The sequence below is a fragment of the Streptomyces sp. enrichment culture genome (genome assembly GCF_964272855.1).
In the GTDB taxonomy this organism is placed as follows: Bacteria; Actinomycetota; Actinomycetes; order Streptomycetales; family Streptomycetaceae; genus Streptomyces.
This window is the reverse complement of record NZ_OZ186847.1, coordinates 8,060,267-8,079,190: the sequence shown is the minus strand read 5'-3', so window position 1 is coordinate 8,079,190 and position 18,924 is coordinate 8,060,267. Positions and strand designations below refer to the sequence as shown.

General features: G+C 74.3%; 16 protein-coding genes. 13 read left to right on the top strand and 3 right to left on the bottom strand.

Annotated elements, in window-relative coordinates:
• The first annotated feature begins 57 nt into the window (after nucleotides 1-57).
• The 6 genes from ACSU6L_RS36040 (at nucleotide 58) to ACSU6L_RS36015 (ending at nucleotide 9,388) form a co-directional block, all read left to right on the top strand.
• Complete coding sequence (locus ACSU6L_RS36040) at nucleotides 58-3,021, top strand: ATP-binding protein (RefSeq protein ID WP_437063812.1); 2,964 nt, start codon at nucleotides 58-60, stop codon at nucleotides 3,019-3,021.
• A 151-nt stretch (nucleotides 3,022-3,172) separates the two neighbouring features.
• On the top strand, nucleotides 3,173-4,411 hold the full coding sequence (locus tag ACSU6L_RS36035) for a serine hydrolase domain-containing protein (protein WP_437065165.1): 1,239 nt from the start codon (nucleotides 3,173-3,175) through the stop codon (nucleotides 4,409-4,411).
• An 82-nt stretch (nucleotides 4,412-4,493) separates the two neighbouring features.
• The gene (locus ACSU6L_RS36030; RefSeq protein WP_437063811.1) at nucleotides 4,494-5,807 is read left to right on the top strand and encodes a CAP domain-containing protein; all 1,314 of its coding nucleotides are present in this window, start codon (nucleotides 4,494-4,496) and stop codon (nucleotides 5,805-5,807) included.
• Between the two features lie 79 nt (nucleotides 5,808-5,886).
• Complete coding sequence (locus ACSU6L_RS36025; protein WP_437063809.1) at nucleotides 5,887-6,564, top strand: AIM24 family protein; 678 nt, start codon at nucleotides 5,887-5,889, stop codon at nucleotides 6,562-6,564.
• A 106-nt stretch (nucleotides 6,565-6,670) separates the two neighbouring features.
• Nucleotides 6,671-7,630: a threonine/serine dehydratase gene (locus tag ACSU6L_RS36020; protein ID WP_437065163.1), complete on the top strand. Its 960-nt coding sequence runs from the start codon at nucleotides 6,671-6,673 to the stop codon at nucleotides 7,628-7,630.
• A 141-nt stretch (nucleotides 7,631-7,771) separates the two neighbouring features.
• Complete coding sequence (locus ACSU6L_RS36015) at nucleotides 7,772-9,388, top strand: protein kinase domain-containing protein (RefSeq protein WP_437063807.1); 1,617 nt, start codon at nucleotides 7,772-7,774, stop codon at nucleotides 9,386-9,388.
• On the opposite strand, the gene ACSU6L_RS36010 is transcribed toward ACSU6L_RS36015, so the two are convergent.
• Nucleotides 9,380-10,831 carry a serine hydrolase domain-containing protein gene (locus ACSU6L_RS36010; protein WP_437063805.1) on the bottom strand — a complete coding sequence of 484 codons (1,452 nt, stop codon included), beginning with the start codon at nucleotides 10,829-10,831 and terminating at the stop codon, nucleotides 9,380-9,382. The genes ACSU6L_RS36015 and ACSU6L_RS36010 overlap by 9 nt on opposite strands.
• Before the next feature lie 98 nt (nucleotides 10,832-10,929).
• On the opposite strand from ACSU6L_RS36010, the gene ACSU6L_RS36005 reads away from it, so the two are divergent.
• The 3 genes from ACSU6L_RS36005 (at nucleotide 10,930) to ACSU6L_RS35995 (ending at nucleotide 13,499) form a co-directional block, all read left to right on the top strand.
• Nucleotides 10,930-11,901, top strand: coding sequence for an LLM class F420-dependent oxidoreductase (locus tag ACSU6L_RS36005; protein ID WP_437063803.1), 972 nt, complete (start codon nucleotides 10,930-10,932; stop codon nucleotides 11,899-11,901).
• Between the two features lie 75 nt (nucleotides 11,902-11,976).
• Nucleotides 11,977-13,011 (top strand): hypothetical protein, encoded by a 1,035-nt coding sequence (locus ACSU6L_RS36000; protein WP_437063801.1) that lies wholly within the window; start codon nucleotides 11,977-11,979, stop codon nucleotides 13,009-13,011.
• 62 nt (nucleotides 13,012-13,073) lie between these two features.
• Nucleotides 13,074-13,499: an SsgA family sporulation/cell division regulator gene (locus ACSU6L_RS35995; protein ID WP_437063799.1), complete on the top strand. Its 426-nt coding sequence runs from the start codon at nucleotides 13,074-13,076 to the stop codon at nucleotides 13,497-13,499.
• Here the strand turns inward: ACSU6L_RS35995 and ACSU6L_RS35990 are convergent.
• Both ACSU6L_RS35990 and ACSU6L_RS35985 read right to left on the bottom strand, forming a co-directional pair.
• Nucleotides 13,483-13,935 carry a DUF6328 family protein gene (locus tag ACSU6L_RS35990; protein ID WP_437065162.1) on the bottom strand — a complete coding sequence of 151 codons (453 nt, stop codon included), beginning with the start codon at nucleotides 13,933-13,935 and terminating at the stop codon, nucleotides 13,483-13,485. The two genes, ACSU6L_RS35995 and ACSU6L_RS35990, sit on opposite strands and share 17 nt — an antisense overlap.
• Nucleotides 13,936-14,118: 183 nt before the next feature.
• Complete coding sequence (locus ACSU6L_RS35985) at nucleotides 14,119-15,102, bottom strand: aldo/keto reductase (RefSeq protein ID WP_437063797.1); 984 nt, start codon at nucleotides 15,100-15,102, stop codon at nucleotides 14,119-14,121.
• An 83-nt stretch (nucleotides 15,103-15,185) separates the two neighbouring features.
• Here ACSU6L_RS35985 and ACSU6L_RS35980 point away from each other — a divergent pair, with 83 nt between their 5' ends.
• From ACSU6L_RS35980 to ACSU6L_RS35965, 4 genes are all read left to right on the top strand, one after another.
• On the top strand, nucleotides 15,186-16,859 hold the full coding sequence (locus ACSU6L_RS35980) for a cholesterol oxidase substrate-binding domain-containing protein (protein WP_437063795.1): 1,674 nt from the start codon (nucleotides 15,186-15,188) through the stop codon (nucleotides 16,857-16,859).
• 298 nt (nucleotides 16,860-17,157) lie between these two features.
• Nucleotides 17,158-17,535, top strand: a complete 378-nt coding sequence (gene melC1, locus ACSU6L_RS35975) for an apotyrosinase chaperone MelC1 (protein WP_437063793.1) — start codon at nucleotides 17,158-17,160, stop codon at nucleotides 17,533-17,535.
• A 31-nt stretch (nucleotides 17,536-17,566) separates the two neighbouring features.
• Nucleotides 17,567-18,391, top strand: a complete 825-nt coding sequence (gene melC2, locus ACSU6L_RS35970; RefSeq protein ID WP_437063791.1) for a tyrosinase MelC2 — start codon at nucleotides 17,567-17,569, stop codon at nucleotides 18,389-18,391.
• Between the two features lie 71 nt (nucleotides 18,392-18,462).
• The gene (locus ACSU6L_RS35965; RefSeq protein ID WP_073943766.1) at nucleotides 18,463-18,912 is read left to right on the top strand and encodes an SRPBCC family protein; all 450 of its coding nucleotides are present in this window, start codon (nucleotides 18,463-18,465) and stop codon (nucleotides 18,910-18,912) included.
• Nucleotides 18,913-18,924: the final 12 nt, after the last annotated feature.

Sequence of the window (18,924 nt, the reverse complement as noted above, 5' to 3'; positions counted from 1 at the left end):
CGCCCCGGCCCGGAAATCCGGGCCGGTCGGGTCCGGCGCGCGTGTCAGGATGGGCGCGTGTCGCACAGCTCATTCACCACGCCGCTGACCGGCCGGGACGACGAACTGGCCCGGCTCGCCGGGGTGCTGGGACGCGCCCGGGAGGGCGAACCCCGGGCGGTCCTGGTCGCCGGGGACGCGGGCGTCGGGAAGACGCGGCTGCTGGACGAGGCCGCCGCGCGGGCCGCGCGGGCCGGGATGACCGTGCTCACCGGGCACTGCGTCGACCTCGGCGACGTGGGCCTGCCGTATCTGCCGTTCACGGAGATCCTGGGCGCGCTCGCCGCCGACGAGCGGTTCGCTCCCGTGCTGGCCGCGCATCCCGTGGTCGAGCGGCTGCTCGGCGGCGGGCCGGACGCCGAGCGGGAGGTCGGCGGGCGGCTGCGGCTGTTCGAAGGTGTGGCGGCGCTGCTCGCCGAGGCGTCGGAGACCGCCGGGCTGCTGCTGGTCCTGGAGGATCTGCACTGGGCCGACCAGTCGTCGCGGGACCTGCTGCGGTTCCTGCTCAGCCGGGGTGTGCCGCAGCGGCCGGCGGGCGGGGCGCCCAGCCACCGGCTCGCGGTGTTCGCCTCCTACCGCGCGGACGACCTGCACCGCCGCCACCCGCTGCGGCCGCTGCTGGCCGAACTCGTGCGGCTTCCCGCCGTCGAGCGGCTGGAGCTGCGTCCCCTGCCCGACGCGGAGGTGGCCCGGCTGGTGCGCCTGCTGCGCCCGGAACCGCTGCCGGAGGCCACGGTCCGCCGGATCGTGGAGCTCGCCGAGGGCAACGCGTTCTACGCGGAGGAACTGCTCGCGGCCGGCGACGAGGAGCCCGGAGGTGTGCCGAGCGGCCTGGCGGACCTGCTGCTCATCCGGTTCGAGCAACTGCCGGACACCGCACAGCAGGTGCTGCGCACGGCCGCCGTGGCCGGGCGGCGGGTCGAGCACGATCTGCTGCGGGACGCGGTCGCCCGGTCCGAGGCCGAGCTGGAGTCGGCGCTGCGGGAGGCCGTGGGGCGGCAGTTGCTGGTCGCGGGCGACGGCGGCACGTACGCGTTCCGGCACGCCCTGATCCGCGAGGCGGTGTACGCCGATCTGCTCCCGGGTGAACGGTCGCGGCTGCACGGGTCGTTCGCCCGGCTGCTCACCGGCCGGGGCCGTACGCCGGAGAGCGCCGCCGAGCGTGCCCACCACTACCGCGAGAGCCACGACCTGCCGGAGGCGCTGGGCGCGTCCCTGGAGGCCGCCGACCACGCCCGGCTGCTGGGGGCGCCCGCCGAGGAGCTGCGGCACCTGGAGGCGGTCCTCGACCTGTGGGGGACGGTGGACCCGGCGGCCCGCCCCGCGGGCGACGGTGCCGACCGGGTCTCGCTCACCCTGCGCGCCTCGGCCGCCGCCGCGCACGCCGGGGAGTCGCACCGCGCGGTCGCCCTGACCCGGGCGGCCCTGGACGGCGTCGGCCGGGACGCGGACTCGGAGCTCGCCGCGCGGGTCCGCTACACGCTCGCCGGGAACCTGCTGAGCGTCGACAACCTGGCTGCCGCGTACGCCTACAGCAGCGAGGCGCTGGCGCTGATACCCGCCGAGCCGCCGTCGCCGACGTGGGTGTGGGCGGCGGCGACGCACGCGATGGCGGCGCGTCAGATGGGCGAGGCGGAGACCGCGTCGAGGGTGGCGCGTGAGGCGCTGCGCGTCGCCGAGCGGCTGGACGTCACCGACGCCCGCGCCGATCTGCTGATCTCGCTGGCCGCCCTGGAGGGCGGCGGCCGCCGCACCCCGGAGGGGCACGCCCGGCTGCGGGAGGCCCTGGAGCTGGCCCGGCGGGCGGGCAACACGCCCGTGGAGCTGCGCGCGCTGCTCAATCTGGCCATCTCCTGCTTCGAGGCGGGCGAGCCCGAGCAGTCCCTGCCGTGGCTGACGGAAGGCCTGGACCGGGCCCGTCGCGCGGGCCTGCTGTCGTCGCCGTATCCGCTGGAGATGCGCTACATGCGGCTGCTGGTGCTCTACGTCGTGGGCCGCTGGGACGAGTGCGTGGCCGCGGCGGCTGCCGACACGGCTGTGCTGCCGGTGACGGGCGGTTACGTGAACGGTCCGGCGCTCCTGGTGGGCCTCGCGCGCGGCGAAGCGGACATCGAGCAGCGGGCGCGTGCCCTGCTCGACGGGCCGTTCGACTGGATGGCCGCGTTCGTCGCGGGCATCGTGCTGACCGACGCCGCCGCCCGGCGCGGCGACGCCGAGGCGGCCGTGGAGCGGGTGTGGAGCACGGTCGAGACGCTGACCGACGACTCGGGGATCCGGCCGGACGCCTCCGTCCGGCTGGCCGCGCTGGCGCTGACCGCGGTGGCCGACCGGGCGGTGGAACTGCGGCTCGCCGGGGACGAGGCCGGGGCGCGGCGGTGGGCGGGCACCGGGGTCGAACTGACGGAGCTGGCACGGTCCGTGGCCCGGCAGGGCGAGGAGGGCATACCGCACGGGCCCGAGGGGATGGCGTGGCTGGCGCGGGCCGAGGCGGAGTGCGCGCGGGCGGGGTCCGGCGCGGACCCGGCGGGCTGGGAGCGGGCGGTCGCCGCGTTCACCGGTCTGGGGGACGTGTACGAGACGGCTCGCTGCCGGCTGGGCCACGCCGAGGCCCTGCTCGCCGTCGAGCGGCGCGAGGAGGCGGCCGCGGCGGCGCGCGCGGCCCGGGAGACGGCCGTGGCGCTGGGCGCCGCAGGGCTGTCGGAGCGGGTGGACGCCCTGGTGCGGCGCGGCCGGCTCGCGGACCGGCCGTCCGGTGCGGCCGGCGCGTCGCCGTTGACGGCCCGGGAGCGGGACGTGCTGGGTCTGCTCGCCCTCGGCCGCAGCAACCGGCAGATCGGCGAGGAGCTGTTCATCACCGGCAAGACGGCGAGCGTGCACGTGTCGAACATCCTCGCCAAGCTGGGCGCCGCGAGCCGTACCGAGGCGGTGGCGATCGCGCACCGGCGCGGCCTGTTGACGTCCTGGCCGGCCGACGCCCGCTGATTCGGGGCGCGTGTCACGTCATCCGGTGATCCGGGCGGCCGGACTGTGTGTCGCCGCCGGAGGACCGGGCCGGGTGCGAGAAGGTGTCCTCGCCTTCGAGGTGCCCGGTGTCGTACGGACGCCGGGCGGGCGTGCGCGGAAGAGGGACCGGATGGGCTCGGCGACGGTACGGGGCGGTGCGGTGATCGGGGCGGTGGTGCTGTCCCTGCTGGCGGTGCCGGCACCCGCGATGGGCGGGGAGGCCCCGGCGGCGCGGTCCGCCGGACTGCGCGCGCCCGATCTCACCGGAGTGCGCGGGGTGTTGCGTGCCGCGGGGCGGCAGGGGGCGCCCGGCGCGATGGCCCGTATCGACGACCGGGGCGGTGTGCGACGGGCCGCCGTCGGCGTCGCCGACCGCGGGACCGGCCGGGCCCTCGCCGACGAGGACCGCTTCCGCGTCGGCAGCGTCACCAAGACCTTCACGGCCGTCGTCCTGCTGCAACTCGTCGACGAGGGAAGGCTGAAGCTCGACGACCCGGTCGAGCGCCATCTCCCCGGGCTGCTCCCCGACGGCCGGATCACCGTGCGGCACCTCCTGAGCCACCGCAGCGGCCTGTACGACTACACCAACGACATGTTCGAGAAGACGGTCCCCGGCTTCGAGGCGGTCCGGGACGAGGTCTTCACCTACCGCCGGCTGGTCGACCGCGCGCTGCAGCACCCGCCCACCGACGCGCCGGGCGCCGCCTACCGGTACTCGAACACGAACTTCGTCGTCGCCGGCATGCTCGTCGAGGAGCTGACCGGGAACAGCGTGGCGGCGGAGTACCGGGACCGGATCTTCGGGCCGCTGGGCCTGCACGACACCTTCTACGTCCACCCCGGCACCCGCATCCCCGGCCGGCACGCGCGCGGGTACCTCACCCCGGACGAGGCGGGCGCGCCGCTCGTGGACTCCACCCGGCAGACCGTGTCGTGGGCGCAGAGCGCGGGTGCCGTCATCTCCACCACGCGTGACCTGAACACCTTCTACTCGGCTCTGCTCGGCGGCCGGCTGACCTCCGCGGCGCGGCTGGCCGAGATGACGAAGTGGGTGAAGGTCGCCGACTCGCAGGCGTACGGGCTGGGGCTGCGGCGGCGGGACCTGTCGTGCGGGGTGTCGGTGTACGGGCACACGGGAGCGGTGCAGGGCTACTACACGTACGCGTTCACCACCGAGGACGGCAGCCGCAGCCTCACCGCGCTCGCCAACACCTCCAACAACGGCACCGTCCTCAACACCATGCTGGGGACCCTGGAGTCGGCGTTCTGCGGCACGAAGGGGAAGGCGCGCGGCGGATCCGGCGAGTCCGTGGAGCGGTACGAGGACGTCGCCCCGCAGGTCGTCGTCGGGGAGCCCGCCGGAAGCTGAGTGACACTGCCGGGCGCGGGAACCTTCCGTGCCCCGGCCGTCGTTGTCCGGTTCGAGAACTCTCTGACAGCAGGGCGGCGCCATGAGCGAGTTGGTCCCCGGTGGCAATCTGCCCCTGCCGGGCGGCCCGCTGACCCTGCGGGTGCCCGGGCCGTTCGACATGTCCGCGCTGATCACCGACGACGGCGGCAGGGTCGGCGGCGACGGTGACTTCGTCTTCTACAACCAGCCGTCGGCGCCGGGCGCCCGGCTGCGCGGCGACACGCTCACCCTGGACCCGCCGCGGCTGCGCGCCGGAGCGACCCGGGTCACCGTCGTCGTCAGCCCCGCCGAGCCGGGCACCGGCCTGGACCGCCTGCCCGCCCCGGCCCTGCGGGTCACGGACACCGGCGGGCGTCCGCTGGCCCGCTTCACCCCGGCACGTCCGGACCGGGAGACGGTGCTGCTGCTCGCCGAGGTCTACCGGCGCGGACCGGGCTGGAAGCTGCGCGCCCTCGGGCAGGGGTACGCGGACGGGCTCGCCGGGCTGGCCCGTGACTTCGGGGTGGACGTGGTCGACGACGGGCCGCCCGCCCGAGTGCCGGCGGTGGTCGTCCCTCCCCGGCCGGCCGCCGAGCCGGACGACGACGGCTTCCTCGGCCTCGTCAACTCGGCCCGTGCGCGGGCCGGTTCCCCGCCGGTCGCCCTGGACGTCCGGCTGGCCGGCGCGGCCCGCGAGCACGCGGCGGCGATGGCGGCGGCCGGGCGGCTCGGGACGGAGGGCCGGGACGGCGTCTCCCTCTACCGGCGGGTCACGGCCGCCGGATACGTGTACGTCACGGTCGGCGAGCACCTGGTCTCCGGGCCCCGCACGCCCGCCGACTTCGTCGCGTACTGCCTGCGCAACGACGGCCCGCGCCGCACGCTCCACGACCCCGCGTTCAGCCACGCCGCCGTCGGTTCGGCGCACGGCGGCCGGTCGGGCGACGTCTACTGGACGGCGCTGTGGGCGCGCCCGCTCACGCCCGGCGATCTGGCGCGGACCACCGCCGAGGTCGTCGGCCTCACCAACCGGGAGCGCGCCCGTGCCGGTCTGCGCCCCCTGGCCGGTGACCCCGCGCTGACCGCGGCGGCGCAGGCGCACAGCGCGGACATGGTGGCCCGGGACTTCTACTCCCACACCTCGCCCGACGGCAGCCGCCCCTGGGACCGGGCCGCCGCGGCGGGCGCCGGCCGGCGTTCGATCGGCGAGAACATCGCCTGCGGCCAGCGCTCCCCCGCCGAGGTGGTGACCGGCTGGATGAACAGCCCCGGGCACCGCGCCAACATCCTCAGGCGCGAATTCACGCACATCGGCGTCGGCTTCGCGGGCGGCGGGCGTTCGGGGACGTACTGGACGCAGGTGTTCGGTGGCTGAGGTGGCTGAGGTGGCCGAAGGCGCTGAACCCCGACGAGCAGTCTTGGCGGCGGGTCCCCCTCCGGCCCAGGATGCCCGCATGAAGGGTGACCTCTTTTCCAGCGAGCACGTGGTGCGGCCCGCCTCCGGGCCGGGCATGACCGTCGAGAACGCCAAGTGCATCCGGTACACCGTCGACGGCGAGATGCTGGCCCGTCAGGGCGCGATGATCGCCTACCGCGGCGACCTCGCCTTCGAACGCAAGGGCCAGGGAGTCGGCGGCATGCTCAAGCGCGTGGTCACCGGCGAGGGACTGCCGCTGATGACCGTGCGCGGGCGGGGCGAGGCGTGGTTCGCGCACGAGGCGCAGAACTGTTTCGTCGTCGAGGTCGGCCCCGGTGACGAGTTCACCGTGAACGGCCGCAACGTCCTGTGCTTCGACGCCACCCTCGCCTACCGCATCGCCACCGTGAAGGGCGCGGGCATGGCGGGCGGCGGCCTGTTCAACAGCGTCTTCACCGGCCAGGGCCGGCTGGGGCTGGTCTGCGAGGGGAATCCCCTGGTGATCCCCGTGACGCCCCGGCTTCCCGTCCACGTCGACACGGACGCGGTCGTCGGCTGGACCGCGGGGCTTGCGACCTCCCTGCACCGGTCCCAGACCATCGGCTCGATGCTGCGCGGCGGTTCCGGGGAGGCGGTCCAGCTGAAGCTGGAGGGTGAGGGCCACGTGGTGGTGCGGCCCAGTGAGGCGACCGCCGGCCGGCCGCAGCAGCACTGAGCGGGGCGTCCCCGGCGTGATCGTGTTGACCACCGGCCTTCCGGCGGGTGAGGGTCGACGCGGCGCGGATCACCGGACCGCCGCGCCGGAAGGATGAGTGAGTTCCTTGATCGGCATCTCGGACATCGAAGCCGCCGCCGGGCGGATCGCCGGCCACGTCGTCCGTACCCCCACCGTGTCGAGCCCCGGTCTGTCGGCGCTGCTCGGCGTCCCGGTCACCACCAAGCTGGAACTCCTCCAGCGCACCGGTTCGTTCAAGGCGCGCGGGGCGACGGCGAAGCTGCTGTCGCTGAGCGAGGCCGAGCGGGCGGCCGGGGTGGTGGCGGTCAGCGGCGGCAACCACGGCATCGCGCTCGCGGTCATGGCCGCCGCCCTGGACGTGAAGGCGACGGTCGTCATGCCGCGCTCGGCGCCCGCGCGGTCAATCGACATCGCCCGGGAGGCCGGTGCGTCGGTGCGGCTGACCGACGGGATGGCCGAGGCGTTCCGCCTCGTGGAGGTGCTGCGCGACGAGGGGCTGACCCTTGTGCACCCGTTCGACGATCCCTTGGTCATCGCCGGACAGGGAACCGTGGGTCTGGAGTTCGCCGAGGACGCGGGCGAGCTGACCGACGTACTGGTCAGCATCGGCGGGGGCGGGCTGATCGCCGGAGTGGCGGCGGCGCTGCGCGCCCGTCGCCCGGGGGTGCGGGTCTGGGGTGTGGAGACCGAGGGCGCCGAGGCGATGTCCGCGGCGCTCGCGGCCGGCGGTCCGCTGCCCGTGGAGCTGTCGTCGATCGTGTCCACGCTCAGCGCCCCGTCGGTCTCCCGGCTGACGTACGAGCATGTGTCCGCGCTGGTCGACGAGGTGCTGGTGGTGCCCGACCTGGAGGCCGTGCGGGGCTGCCTGGAGCTCGCCGAGCACGCCAAGCTGTGGACGGAGCCGGCCGCCGGCTGTCTGCTGCCCGCGGCCCGGCGGGTGCTGGAGCGGGTCGGGGACGGGGCGCGGCTGGGGCTGGTGGTGTGCGGGGGCAACGCGCCGACCGGTGACCCGCGGTCCTGGGCGGAGCGGTTCGGGCTGAGCTGACGTGCTCGGCACCGGCCGGCACTGACGCAACGTCAAAAATGCCTCTGAGCGCGGAATACGCGCCCGCGTGTTGAACGCCCGCCGTCGCGGCTCTCGTACCACTGGGAAAGGGTGAGAGCCGGGCGGTCAGCGAGGGATGACATGGGCGAGGCGTACGTCGGCGCGCAAGTGGCGGTCGCGGGGAGATACCGGCTCCTCGACGTCGTCCACCGTGAGACGAACCGCGTCTGCTGGTACGGGGAGGACGTCGAGGCCGGGCGTCCGTGTCTGGTGACGGAGGTCCGGCTGCCGGAGGGCGCGGGCGAGGAGGGGACGCGGCGGCTCGTCGGCCGGGTGGTGCGCACCTCCGAGACGGTCGAGCGGCTGTGCCCCGGCCAGGTGGCCCCGGTGCTCGACGCGGTCGTGGAGGCGGGCGTGCTGTGGACCGTCACCGACTGGGTCGGGGGCACCCCGCTCGGCGAACTCCTCACGGAGCGCGGCCCCGTGCACTACGTGCGGGCGGCGCGGATCGGGCTGGAGCTGCTGGACGTCCTGGAGGCGGCGCACGGCGCGGGCATCACGCACGGCGAGCTGAGCCCCGGCCAGGTCGTCGTGCCGGAGCGGGGCCCGGTCGTGGTCGCCGGTTTCGGCCTGGCCGGGACGACCCTCGCGCCACGGCTGACGGCACCGTCGTACGCCTCCCCCGAGCAGGCCCGGGACGAGCGGATCGGCCCGGCGGCGGACCTGTGGGCGCTGGGCGCCATCCTGTACACCCTGGTGGAGGGACGCCCCCCGTTCCGTGACCGGGACCGGCCGGAGGTCACCCTGCGGGGCGTGGACCGGCTCCCGCTGCGCACCCCGATGCGGGCCGGGCCGCTCAGCCGGGTGGTGCAGGGGCTGCTGCGCAAGGACTCCCGGGAGCGGCTGACGCGCCCGGTGGTCCGCGAGGCGCTCACCCGGGTGCTGCACGAGGACACCGCCGATGCCCGGCCGACCGCGCCGCCGCCCCGGCTGCGCCGCGCCTACACCGCCGTCTGCCACGCGGCGCCGGGCTGGAGCGGCCGGGCCCTGGCCGTCGGGACCGCGCTCGCGGTGGTCACCATCGCCGTGGCCGTCCTCGCCACGACGAGCCTGCCGGCGGGCGGCGACTCCACCACCGCCTCGGACGCCCCCTCCCGGCCCCTCGCGCCGGGCGGTCCCGCCACCGGCGCCGACGGCTCCCCGGACACCGGCCCGACCGCGGCCGCACCGGGCCGGGCCGCACCGGCACCGCCCGATCCGACGCGCACGTCCACGCCGGACCCCTCCGGCCTCCCCCGCGGCTTCCGCACGTACACGTCCCCGGAAGGCTTCTCCGTCGCCCTGCCCGAGGGCTGGCGTCCGCTGCGCACCACCCGCGACTCCGGTCTGGCGTACCGCGTCATCCTCGGCACGGAGGGCGACGAGCGGGAGCTCGCGGTGACCTACAGCGAGCGGCTGGGGCCGGACCCGGTCGCCGTGTGGCGGGACGACGTGGAGCCGGGCCTGCGGGACGCGGGCGGTTACCGGCGGCTCGGGGAGATCCGGGCCACCACGTACCAGGGCCGGGCGGCCGCCGACATGGAGTGGGTCACCGCCGTCGACGGGACGCAGTCGCGCACCCTCGGGCGGGGTTTCCTGCTCGGCGGCGGCCAGGGCTACTCGCTGCGCTGGACGACCCCGGCCGCCGTCTTCGACGAGCCCGCGAACCGGCGGGCCCTGGACACCGTCCTGCGTACCTTCCGGGCGCCGTCAGGCTGACCGCGGGCGCGGGGCACGCCGGTTGCGCAGCGGGCCGGAGTGCAGCGGGCGGGTGTGCCAGCGGGCGGTGAAGGTGCGGTCCGGGAGGGAACAGGTGATCAGCAGGTGGTGCGGGGTCTCCGTGAACACCACGTCCAGCGTCAGCGTCCCGGCGTCCGTCCAGCCCCCGCCCACCGCGATGGGCACGGGCTCGTCGACGGCGGTCCAGCCGTCCCCGCCGTGGAGTGGCAGCGCGAGGTCGTGCCCGTCCTCGGTGAGGGTCGCCGTCCAGCCGTCCGGGCCGTCGGCGATCGCGACCGCCGACAGTCCCGGCTGGTCCGCGCAGACACCTCCGGCCGGGACGAACGGGGCGGCGGCCCAGTCGTCGGCCCGCCCGGGAGGGGCGGCCCGGCCCGGGACCGGCGGCAGCGCCAGCCCGGCCAGCCGCTCGCGCAGGGCGGCCTCGGCGTCCTCGCGGCCGGTCAGCGGCCCGGGGTGGAGGGCGGGCAGCAGATGCTCCCAGACCAGGTTCAGCAGCTCCTGCATCCGCTCGGTCGCGGCGGTCGTCACGATGACCGTGCCGTGCTCGGGCAGGACCAGGCAGAACTGGCCGTACGCGCCGTCGCCGCGGTAGCCGTGCCGGGACATCCAGAACTGCCGTCCGTAGCCCTGGTCCCAGTCCTCGCGCTCGGTGTCGCCCATGCCGCCTGCGGTCGGGACGTGCGCGCGGGTGGCGTCGGCGACCCAGCCCTCGGGCAGCAGCCGCTCGCCCTGCCAGACGCCGTCGCGCAGATACAGCTCGCCGAGCCGGGCGACGGCGTCGGTCGTGGCGTGCAGTCCGCTGAAGCCGATCTCGCGGCCGGTGCGGTCGCGCACCCAGGACACCTCCCCGATGCCGAGCGGGTCCAGCAGCCGCGGCCTCAGGTAGTCGGTGAGCGACTGTCCGGTGACCCGCTGGACGATCGCCGCGAGGGTGTAGGTGGTGGGCTGGTTGTAGGCGAAGACGGTGCCGGGGTCGCGGTCCGGGGGCAGCAGCAGGAAGCCGCGCACCAGGTCGGCGCGGTCGAGGGCGCGGGCCGCGTCGAGGGTCTCGGCGAGATGGCCGCTGGACATCGTCGCCACGTGCCGGACCAGCATCGCCCGGCTGCGCGGGTCGGTGATGTCGGCGGCGAACTCCGGGAAGTAGGAGATCACCGGAGCGTCGAGGTCGAGCAGCCCCTCGGCGGCGGCGAACGCGGCGGCCGTCCCCGTGAAGCTCTTGCTCAGCGAGTACAGCAGCTGGGGGCGGTCCGGGGTGTACGGCGCCCACCAGCCGGCGGTCACGACGTGTCCGTGCCGCAGGATCATCAGGCTGTGCGGCTCGATCTCGGGGGCGGCGTCCAGCGCGTCGAGGAGGGCGAGGACACCGGAGGCGTCCACGCCCCGGGCGGCGGGCGGGCTGCTGGGGAGGGGTCGCACCTTCATACCGTCATCCTGCCCCGGTGATCACCCCGGTAGCGAGGGGTTTCACGCAGGTCACAGGGGCACCGTTTTCACCGCTCCGAGCCGGGGACTCGCCCGTTATGGTGCAAATCGGATACACGATGATGACCGAGCAGGCCGGCCCTCGTGACCTCGTCGACCATGTGGCACGGGCCGAGGAGGTCGGCTTCGACTTCTCGGTGACCTCGGACCACTACTTCCCGTGGCTGCGCGCGCAGGGCCACTCCCCGTACGCGTGGAGCGTGCTGGGCGCGGCGGCGCAGGCGACCTCCCGCATCCCGCTCATGACGTACGTGACCTGCCCGACCTTCCGCTACCACCCGGCGGTGGTGGCGCAGAAGGCGGCGACGATGCAGCTGCTGTCACAGGGCCGGTTCCGGCTCGGTCTGGGCTCGGGCGAGAACCTCAACGAGCATGTGGTGGGCGGCGGCTGGCCTTCGGTGGAGGTGCGGCACGAGATGCTGGAGGAGGCCGTCGAGATCATCCGGGCACTGTTCGAGGGCGGGCACGTCAGCCGTCGCGGCACCCACTTCGACGTGGAGTCGGCCCGGCTGTGGGATCTGCCGGACGAGCCGCCGCCGATCGGCATCGCCGTCTCCGGCGACCGCTCCTGCGAGCTGGCCGGCCGCCTGGCCGACCTGGTCATCGCCACCGAGCCCAAGCCGGGACTGCTGGAGGCCTTCGACCGGCACGGCGGCACGGGCAAGCCGCGCGTGGGCCAGCTGCCGGTCTGCTACGACACCGACCGGGACGCGGCGATCAAGCGGGCGCACGCCCAGTTCCGCTGGTTCGGCAACGGCTGGAAGGTCAACTCCGAGCTGCCGCACCCCGACTCCTTCGAGTCGGCGACGCAGTTCGTCACGCCGGACGACGTGGCCGGGTCGATCCCGTGCGGCGACGACCCGGACGCCTTCGTCGAGGCCGTACGGCCGTACGCGGAGGCCGGTTTCACCGAGATCGCGCTGGTGCAGATCGGCGGCGAGTCGCAGCCCGAGTTCCTGGACTGGTCGGAGAAGACGCTGCTGCCGGCGCTGCACGACGCGCTGGACTGAGCGGGCCGGGGGGGTGCGGACAGGATTCCGGTTTGCCGTTTTCCGCAGTCCGCGCCCTGCCCAGGAGAGTCACCGTTGAGCCCGGCGATCGCCCCGGTCGAGTCCCCCACCGTGTCCGTCGACGGGTCCGAGCTCGTCGCGCGCGACGCGCGTGAGTTCGGCGCCTATGCGCGTACCGGCGGATGGGCCTTCGGGCTGAAGGTGGCGCGCAGCGTGCGGCCCGGCGGGCAGGCCGCGCAGGGCACGCCGAAGGTGTCCGCGAAGGAGTTCGCGGAGCTGGCCGGCTGCTCCCCGGAGCGGGTCATGCGCTACTACCGGGCCTGGGAGGCCGCCGACGACGGCCTGGTGCCGCACTTCGAGGCGCTCACGCCGGGCCAGGAGGTCGAGCTGCCGGACGCCGACGTGTGGCTGAGCTACTACGTCGCCCGTTCCAGCGCCGCCTCCGAGCGCGGCACCGCCATCGCCGAGGCCGCCGAGGCCGAGGGCATCCGCCCGACCAAGGCGCTCGAGGTCGCCGAGAACCCCACCGCGCTGCGCGCCGCGATCCTCGCCGACCCGTCCACCGCCCGGGCGGCCCGCCGGGCCCTTCTCGACCGGGTGCGGGAGGACCCGGAGCTCCAGGCGGAGCCGGCCCGGGACGTGGTCCGCACCGACGATCTGAAGAAGGCCGTGGCCACCGAGAGCCGGTCGGCCGACCGCATCGGCTACGTCCGGCAGATCGCCGAGTCCGGCGTGATCCGCACCCCGGCCGGGCAGACCGTCGACGCGCCCGCCGAGCTGCGCCAGGAGGCCGAGCGGCATCTGTCGCTGATCGACGAGCTGGAGGAGGACGAGGACGCCGGCGAGTGGGCCACCGAGGCCTACGACACCCTGCGGTCCCTCGTCGTCGAGACCGTCGAGGCCGACCCCGAGCTGCGTGTGCGGGAGCGGCGGACGAAGTTCTACAGCAGTCTGCAGAAGGCCGCGAAGGCGTTCGAGGAGCTGACCTTCGACGATGCCCGGGACTTCTACGATGACGACATGGTCCAGCGGCTGGAGGAACTGCAGCGGGCCATCGGCGGCTGCCTCACGGCGTTGCGCGGGGCGCGGGAGAATCACCCGGAGAGCTGAGCATCTTGTGCGGGACCGGGGTACAGGAAGGCTTTACGTCCGTTCTCCCCGGAGGCCTTCTGGTGAACAGCTTCGTGCACAGGACCCTGGTCATGCAGCTCCAGGCCGGCACCTCGGACCGTTTCCCGGTTCTCGCCCACCTGAGGTACGACGCCGAGGACCCGTTCGCCGTGACCGTGGTGTTCAGCCACGACGGCCGGGTGCTCGCCCGGTGGCGGCTGGACCGCGAGATGCTGGCCGACGGGCTGTGCCGGCCGGTCGGCGTGGGTGACGTCCGGATGCGTCCGGCGTCGACGGGCGTCTGGGAGGAGCTGCGGCTGGACTTCTTCGGCGACCCCCGGGCCGACGGCGGGCACCATCACGCGACGGTGTTCGCCTGGGCGCCGGCGGTCGCGGCCTTCCTGCGTGACAGTCACGCCGTGGTGGCGCCCGGCCGGGAGCGGATCCGGGTGGACGACTTCCTGGCCGAGGTCATCGCCGAGGGCTGACCGGCGGCTCCCCGCGGCTGGTGTGCCGGTGCCGGGTCCACAGGGGTATCCCGAACCAGCACAGCAGATACCACAGCAGGACACCGGTGACCAGCCACGGGACGAAGTCGTCGTGGGTCGCCACCCGCAGTATCAGCAGCAGCGAGGCGGTCGTGGTGGCCAGCAGCAGGATCAGGCCGACGATGGTCATCCGGGAGGCCCAGCTGACCGCCTGCGGCTTGATCCGCCGACCGGAGACCAGCCGGTGCAGCGAGACCGGTCCGATCAGGGCGCCGGTCGCGGCGGCCCCGAGGACGACCGTGACGATGTAGATCGTGCGGTCGGTGTCGGGCAGCTCGCGGTACCCCGGGGTGAAGACGACGGTGAGCAGGAAACCGAACAGGATCTGGACGCCCATCTGGGCCACGCGTACTTCCTGGATGAGCTCGACCCACATCCGGTCGGCTCTCTCCTCCTCCGTCTCGTTGCGCCCTCTGGCCCTCTTCGCGCTGTCTTCGCCGGCCGTCACGACTCTGCCTCCCCTTGGGAACGGATCCGCTGTCCTTCCCCTCCGGGTTCCCCCTCGGCGGCGGAAGTGTCCCCGCCGAGGGGTTTCGGCGCGGTGACGGCTGCCGGCCTCCTACCAGCGGCCCTCGACCTGGTCCTTGATCCGCCGGTCGTACAGGTCCCGGATCGCGTCGAGGGTGGCGTCGGGGAGCGGCGGCAGGTGTGCGGCGGCCGTGTTGGCGCGGGCCTGCTCCGGCGAGCGGGCGCCGGGGATCACCGTGGTCACGCCGGGCTGCTGGGCGATCCAGCGCAGGGCGAGCTGGGCGGGGGTGTATCCCTCGGGGGCGAGCGCGGCGAACTCGGCGGCGGCCTCGACGCCGGTGGCGAAGTCGACGCCGGAGAAGGTCTCGCCCTGGTCGAAGGACTCGCCGTGGCGGTTGTAGGTGCGGTGGTCGTTCTCGGGGAAGACCGTGTCCTTGGTGTACTTGCCGGACAGCAGGCCGGAGGCGAGCGGGACCCGGGCGATGATGCCCACGCCGGCCTCGCGCGCGGCCGGGAGGACCTGGCGCAGCGGCTTCATGCGGAACGGGTTGAGGATGATCTGCACGCTGGCCACGCCCGGCCGGGCGATCGCGGTCAGTGCCTCCTCGCAGGTCTCCACGCTGACGCCGTAGGCGGCGACGCGCTCCTCCGCGACAAGGGTGTCCAGGGCGTCGAACACCTCGTCCGAGGAGTAGACGGAGGTCGGCGGGCAGTGCAGCTGCACCAGGTCGATCCGGTCGACGCCGAGGTTGCGCCGGGACCGGTCGTTCCAGGCGCGGAAGTTGTCCAGTACGTAGTTCTCGGGGATCTGGTCGACGCGGCGGCCCATCTTGGTCGCGACGAGGACGTGCAGATCGGGACGGCCGCTCAGGAACGCGGCGATGGTCTGTTCGCTGCGGCCGTCGCCGTACACGTCGGCGGTGTCGAAGAAGGTCACCCCCGACTCGGCCGCCGCCTCCAGCACCATGAGGGCTTCCTTGTCGTCGACGTCGCCCCAGTCGGCGCCGAGCTGCCAGGTCCCCAGGCCGATGACGGACGCCCGCTGACCCCATCTGTCGAATACACGCTCTTCCATGGCGTCAGTCTGTCACCCGCCCGTCCCTGCCCGGAGCCGACGCCTCCGGTCCCGGTTCCGCGGTTCTGTCACCCACACGTGTGATGCGTGGCGAGCGGCCACCGGGCGCCGGGCGAGCGGCCCCCAGGGGACGTCTCGCCGATCCGGCGGCCGCCGCCGAGGAGTTGCCGGGCTTCCCGGCGGAAGTGCCCCTGTACCGCACCGGGTACCGCAACTGGACGGGCGAGATCACCGCCACGGGGCTGTGGGCGTGCGCGCCGGCCCGGGCGGAGCAGGTGGCCGAGGTCGTCAACTGGGCCTGGCGCGCGGGCCGGCGGGTCCGCGCCCGGGGTGCCTCGCACGGCTGGTCGCCGCTGACGATCCCGGAGGGCACGCCTCCCGACGCCCCCGTCCTGCTCGTCGACACCGCCCCGCACCTCACCGGCCTGGCCCTGGAATCGCCCTCCTCGGTCCGCGCCGGGACGGACGTCACGCTGGAAGCGCTGCTCACGTTCCTGGAGGAGCACGGGCTCGACCTCACCGCGGCCCCGGCACCCGGGGTGCTGACCCTCGGCGGGGCCCTCGCGATCGACGCGCACGGCACCGCCGTACCGGCCGACGGCGAGGCGCGCCGTGACGGGCACACCTTCGGCTCGCTCAGCAACCTCGTGCTGTCGCTGACGGCGGTCGTGTGGGACGAGGCCGGCGGGGCGTACCGGCTGCGCACGTTCCGGCGGGACGAGGCGGACTGCGCGGCGCTCCTCGCCCATCTGGGCCGCGGCTTCGTCACCGAGGTGGTGCTGCGGGTCGGCGCCGACACCCGGCTGCGCTGTGTCAGCCGGACGGACATCCCGGCCGGGGAGCTGTTCGCGGCGCCCGGCCGGGGCGGGCGGACGCTGGCGAGCTTCCTGGACCGGTCGGGTCGGGCGGAGGCGATCTGGTTCGCCTTCACCGAGCATCCGTGGCTGAAGGTGTGGAGCGTGGCGCCGACCCGCCCGGCCGGGTCGCGGGAGGTGACCGGGCCGTACAACTACCCGTTCTCCGACAGCCTTCCGACGCCGGTGGCCGATCTGGTGGGGCGGCTGGTCGCGGGGGCGGCCTGGTATCTGGCTCCGGCGCTCGGCGTCGCCCAGTACGAGGCGGCCGTGCTGAGGCTGGCGGCGACCGGGTCGGCGGACATCTGGGGGCCGTCGAAGAACACGCTGCTGTATCTGCGGCCCACCACCCTGCGGGTGCACACCGACGGCTACGCGGTCGTCACCGAGCGGGCCCGGGTGCAGGAGGTCGTCGCCGGGTTCACGGCGTACTACCGCAGGCTGCTGACGGCGTACGCCGCCCGCGGCCGCTTCCCGGTCAACGGATCGGTGGAGATCCGGGTGACCGGTCTGGACGATCCGGCCGACGCCGGCGTGGACGGCGCCCGCGCCCCGCTGCTGTCGGCGCTGCGGCCGGTAACGGGTCGGCCCGAGTGGGACACGGCGGTGTGGCTGAACGTGCTGGCCCTGCCGGGCACCCCGTCCGCGGAGGAGTTCCTGCGGGAGCTGGAGCGGTACGTGCTGGGGACGTACGACGGCGGCGGCGCCGGGCTGGCCCGGGTGGAGTGGTCCAAGGGCTGGGGCTACACCGGGCGGGCCGCGTGGAGCGATCCGGAGGTCGTGGAGCGGGCCGTGCCCGCCTCGTCCGGGGACGAGGCGTGGACGCGGGCGGCCGGGATCCCCGACCGGCTCGACCCGCACCACGTGTTCGGCAACGCCTTCCTCGACCGGCTGCTGCCCTGAGGGCGCGGCCGCGCGCGGCCGTCCTTCGCCGTTTCGCGCCACTTTCCCGGCGTGAGCCAGGCCACGGGTGGCGCACGGCCACGCGAAAGATCACCGATCACCCGGTGGCCACGGCAAGGAATTGCCCGTTCCGGGGTCGGACAGGGGGCCTTCACAGCAAGATCATCTTTGTTCAACACTGTACGACATGTAGTCACTTGTCCGGATCGCAGCCAACCCCTCTGGAGCGATTTCTCCCGCTTGCGACCGGGCCGATAGGCATACGGGGTCGTCAACCACACGCACCCCGGAGGTCCGTATGCCGGAACTCAGCCGTCGCCGCGCGCTCACCGCCGCGGCCGCCCTCACCGCCACCGCCGGCGTCGCCACGGCGCTCGGCGCCGCACCCGAGGCGACCGCTGCCGACCACGGCCACCACGGCGCCCCGCAGTCCTTCGACGAGGTCTACAAGGGCCGCCGGATACAGGGCGGGCCGGCCGGCGGGGGCCACCAGCACCACGGCGGCGGCTACGCCGTGTTCATCGACGGGGTGGAACTGCACGTGATGCGCAACGCCGACGGCAGCTGGATCAGCGTCGTCAGCCACTACGACCCGGTGCCCACCCCGCGGGCCGCCGCACGGGCCGCGGTCGACGAGCTCCAGGGCGCGCGCCTGTTGCCGTTCCCCGCCAACTGAACCACCCAGCAAGCCTTTTGGAGCACGCAAGATGACCGTCCGGAAGAACCAGGCGACGCTGACCGCCGACGAGAAGCGGCGCTTCGTCGCCGCCGTCCTGGAGCTCAAGCGCAGCGGCCGCTACGACGACTTCGTCACCACGCACAACCAGTTCATAGTCTCCGACACCGACAACGGCGAGCGCACCGGCCACCGTTCGCCGTCCTTCCTGCCCTGGCACCGCAGATACCTGCTGGAGTTCGAACGGGCCCTGCAGTCCGTGGACGCCTCCGTGGCGCTGCCGTACTGGGACTGGTCCGCCGACCGCACCGTGCGGGCCTCGCTGTGGGCGCCGGACTTCCTCGGCGGCACCGGGCGCAGCACGGACGGTCGGGTGATGGACGGGCCGTTCGCCGCGTCCGCCGGCGACTGGCCGATCAACGTCCGCGTCGACGGACGGACCTACCTGCGGCGTTCGCTCGCCACCTCGGTGCGGGAGCTGCCGACGCGGGCCGAGGTGGAGTCGGTGCTGGCCATCGCGACGTACGACATGGCGCCCTGGAACAGCGCCTCCGACGGCTTCCGCAACCACCTGGAAGGGTGGCGGGGCGTCAACCTGCACAACCGGGTGCACGTCTGGGTCGGCGGGCAGATGGCCACCGGGATGTCCCCCAACGACCCGGTGTTCTGGCTGCACCACGCCTACGTCGACAAGCTGTGGGCCGAGTGGCGGCGACGCCACCCGGACTCCGGCTACCTGCCCGCCGCGGGCACGCCGAACGTGGTCGACCTCGGCGAGAAGATGAAGCCGTGGAACGACGCCGCCCCCGCCGACCTGCTGGACCACACCGCCCACTACACCTTCGACACCGACTGACGGCATCGCCGCCGAGGTCACGGGTACTCGCACCGGACCTGTCCGACGAACGACGAAGGAGTGATCCGCGCATGTCGCAGGTCGAGGAATCCATCGAGGTCGCCGTCCCCGTGCACACCGCCTACAACCAGTGGACCCAGTTCGAGACCTTCCCCGAGTTCATGAGCGGGGTGGAGCGCATCGAGCAGCGCACCGACACGCTCACCCACTGGGTGACCAAGGTCGACGGGGTCCGGCGGGAGTTCGACGCGGAGATCACCGAGCAGCTCCCGGACGAGCGGGTCGCCTGGACGACCGTCGCCGGGGACGCCCGACAGGCCGGCGTGGTGACCTTCCACCGCCTCGACGACGACCACACCAAGGTGATGCTGCAGATGGAGTTCCATCCGGACGGCGTCGCCGAGACCGTCGGTGACAAGCTGGGCTTCGTGAAGCGGCAGACCAAGGGCGACCTGGAGCGCTTCAAGCGGTTCATCGAGGAGCGCGGCCAGGAGAGCGGCGGCTGGCGCGGCGTGGTGTGAGCGTGCCGCGCC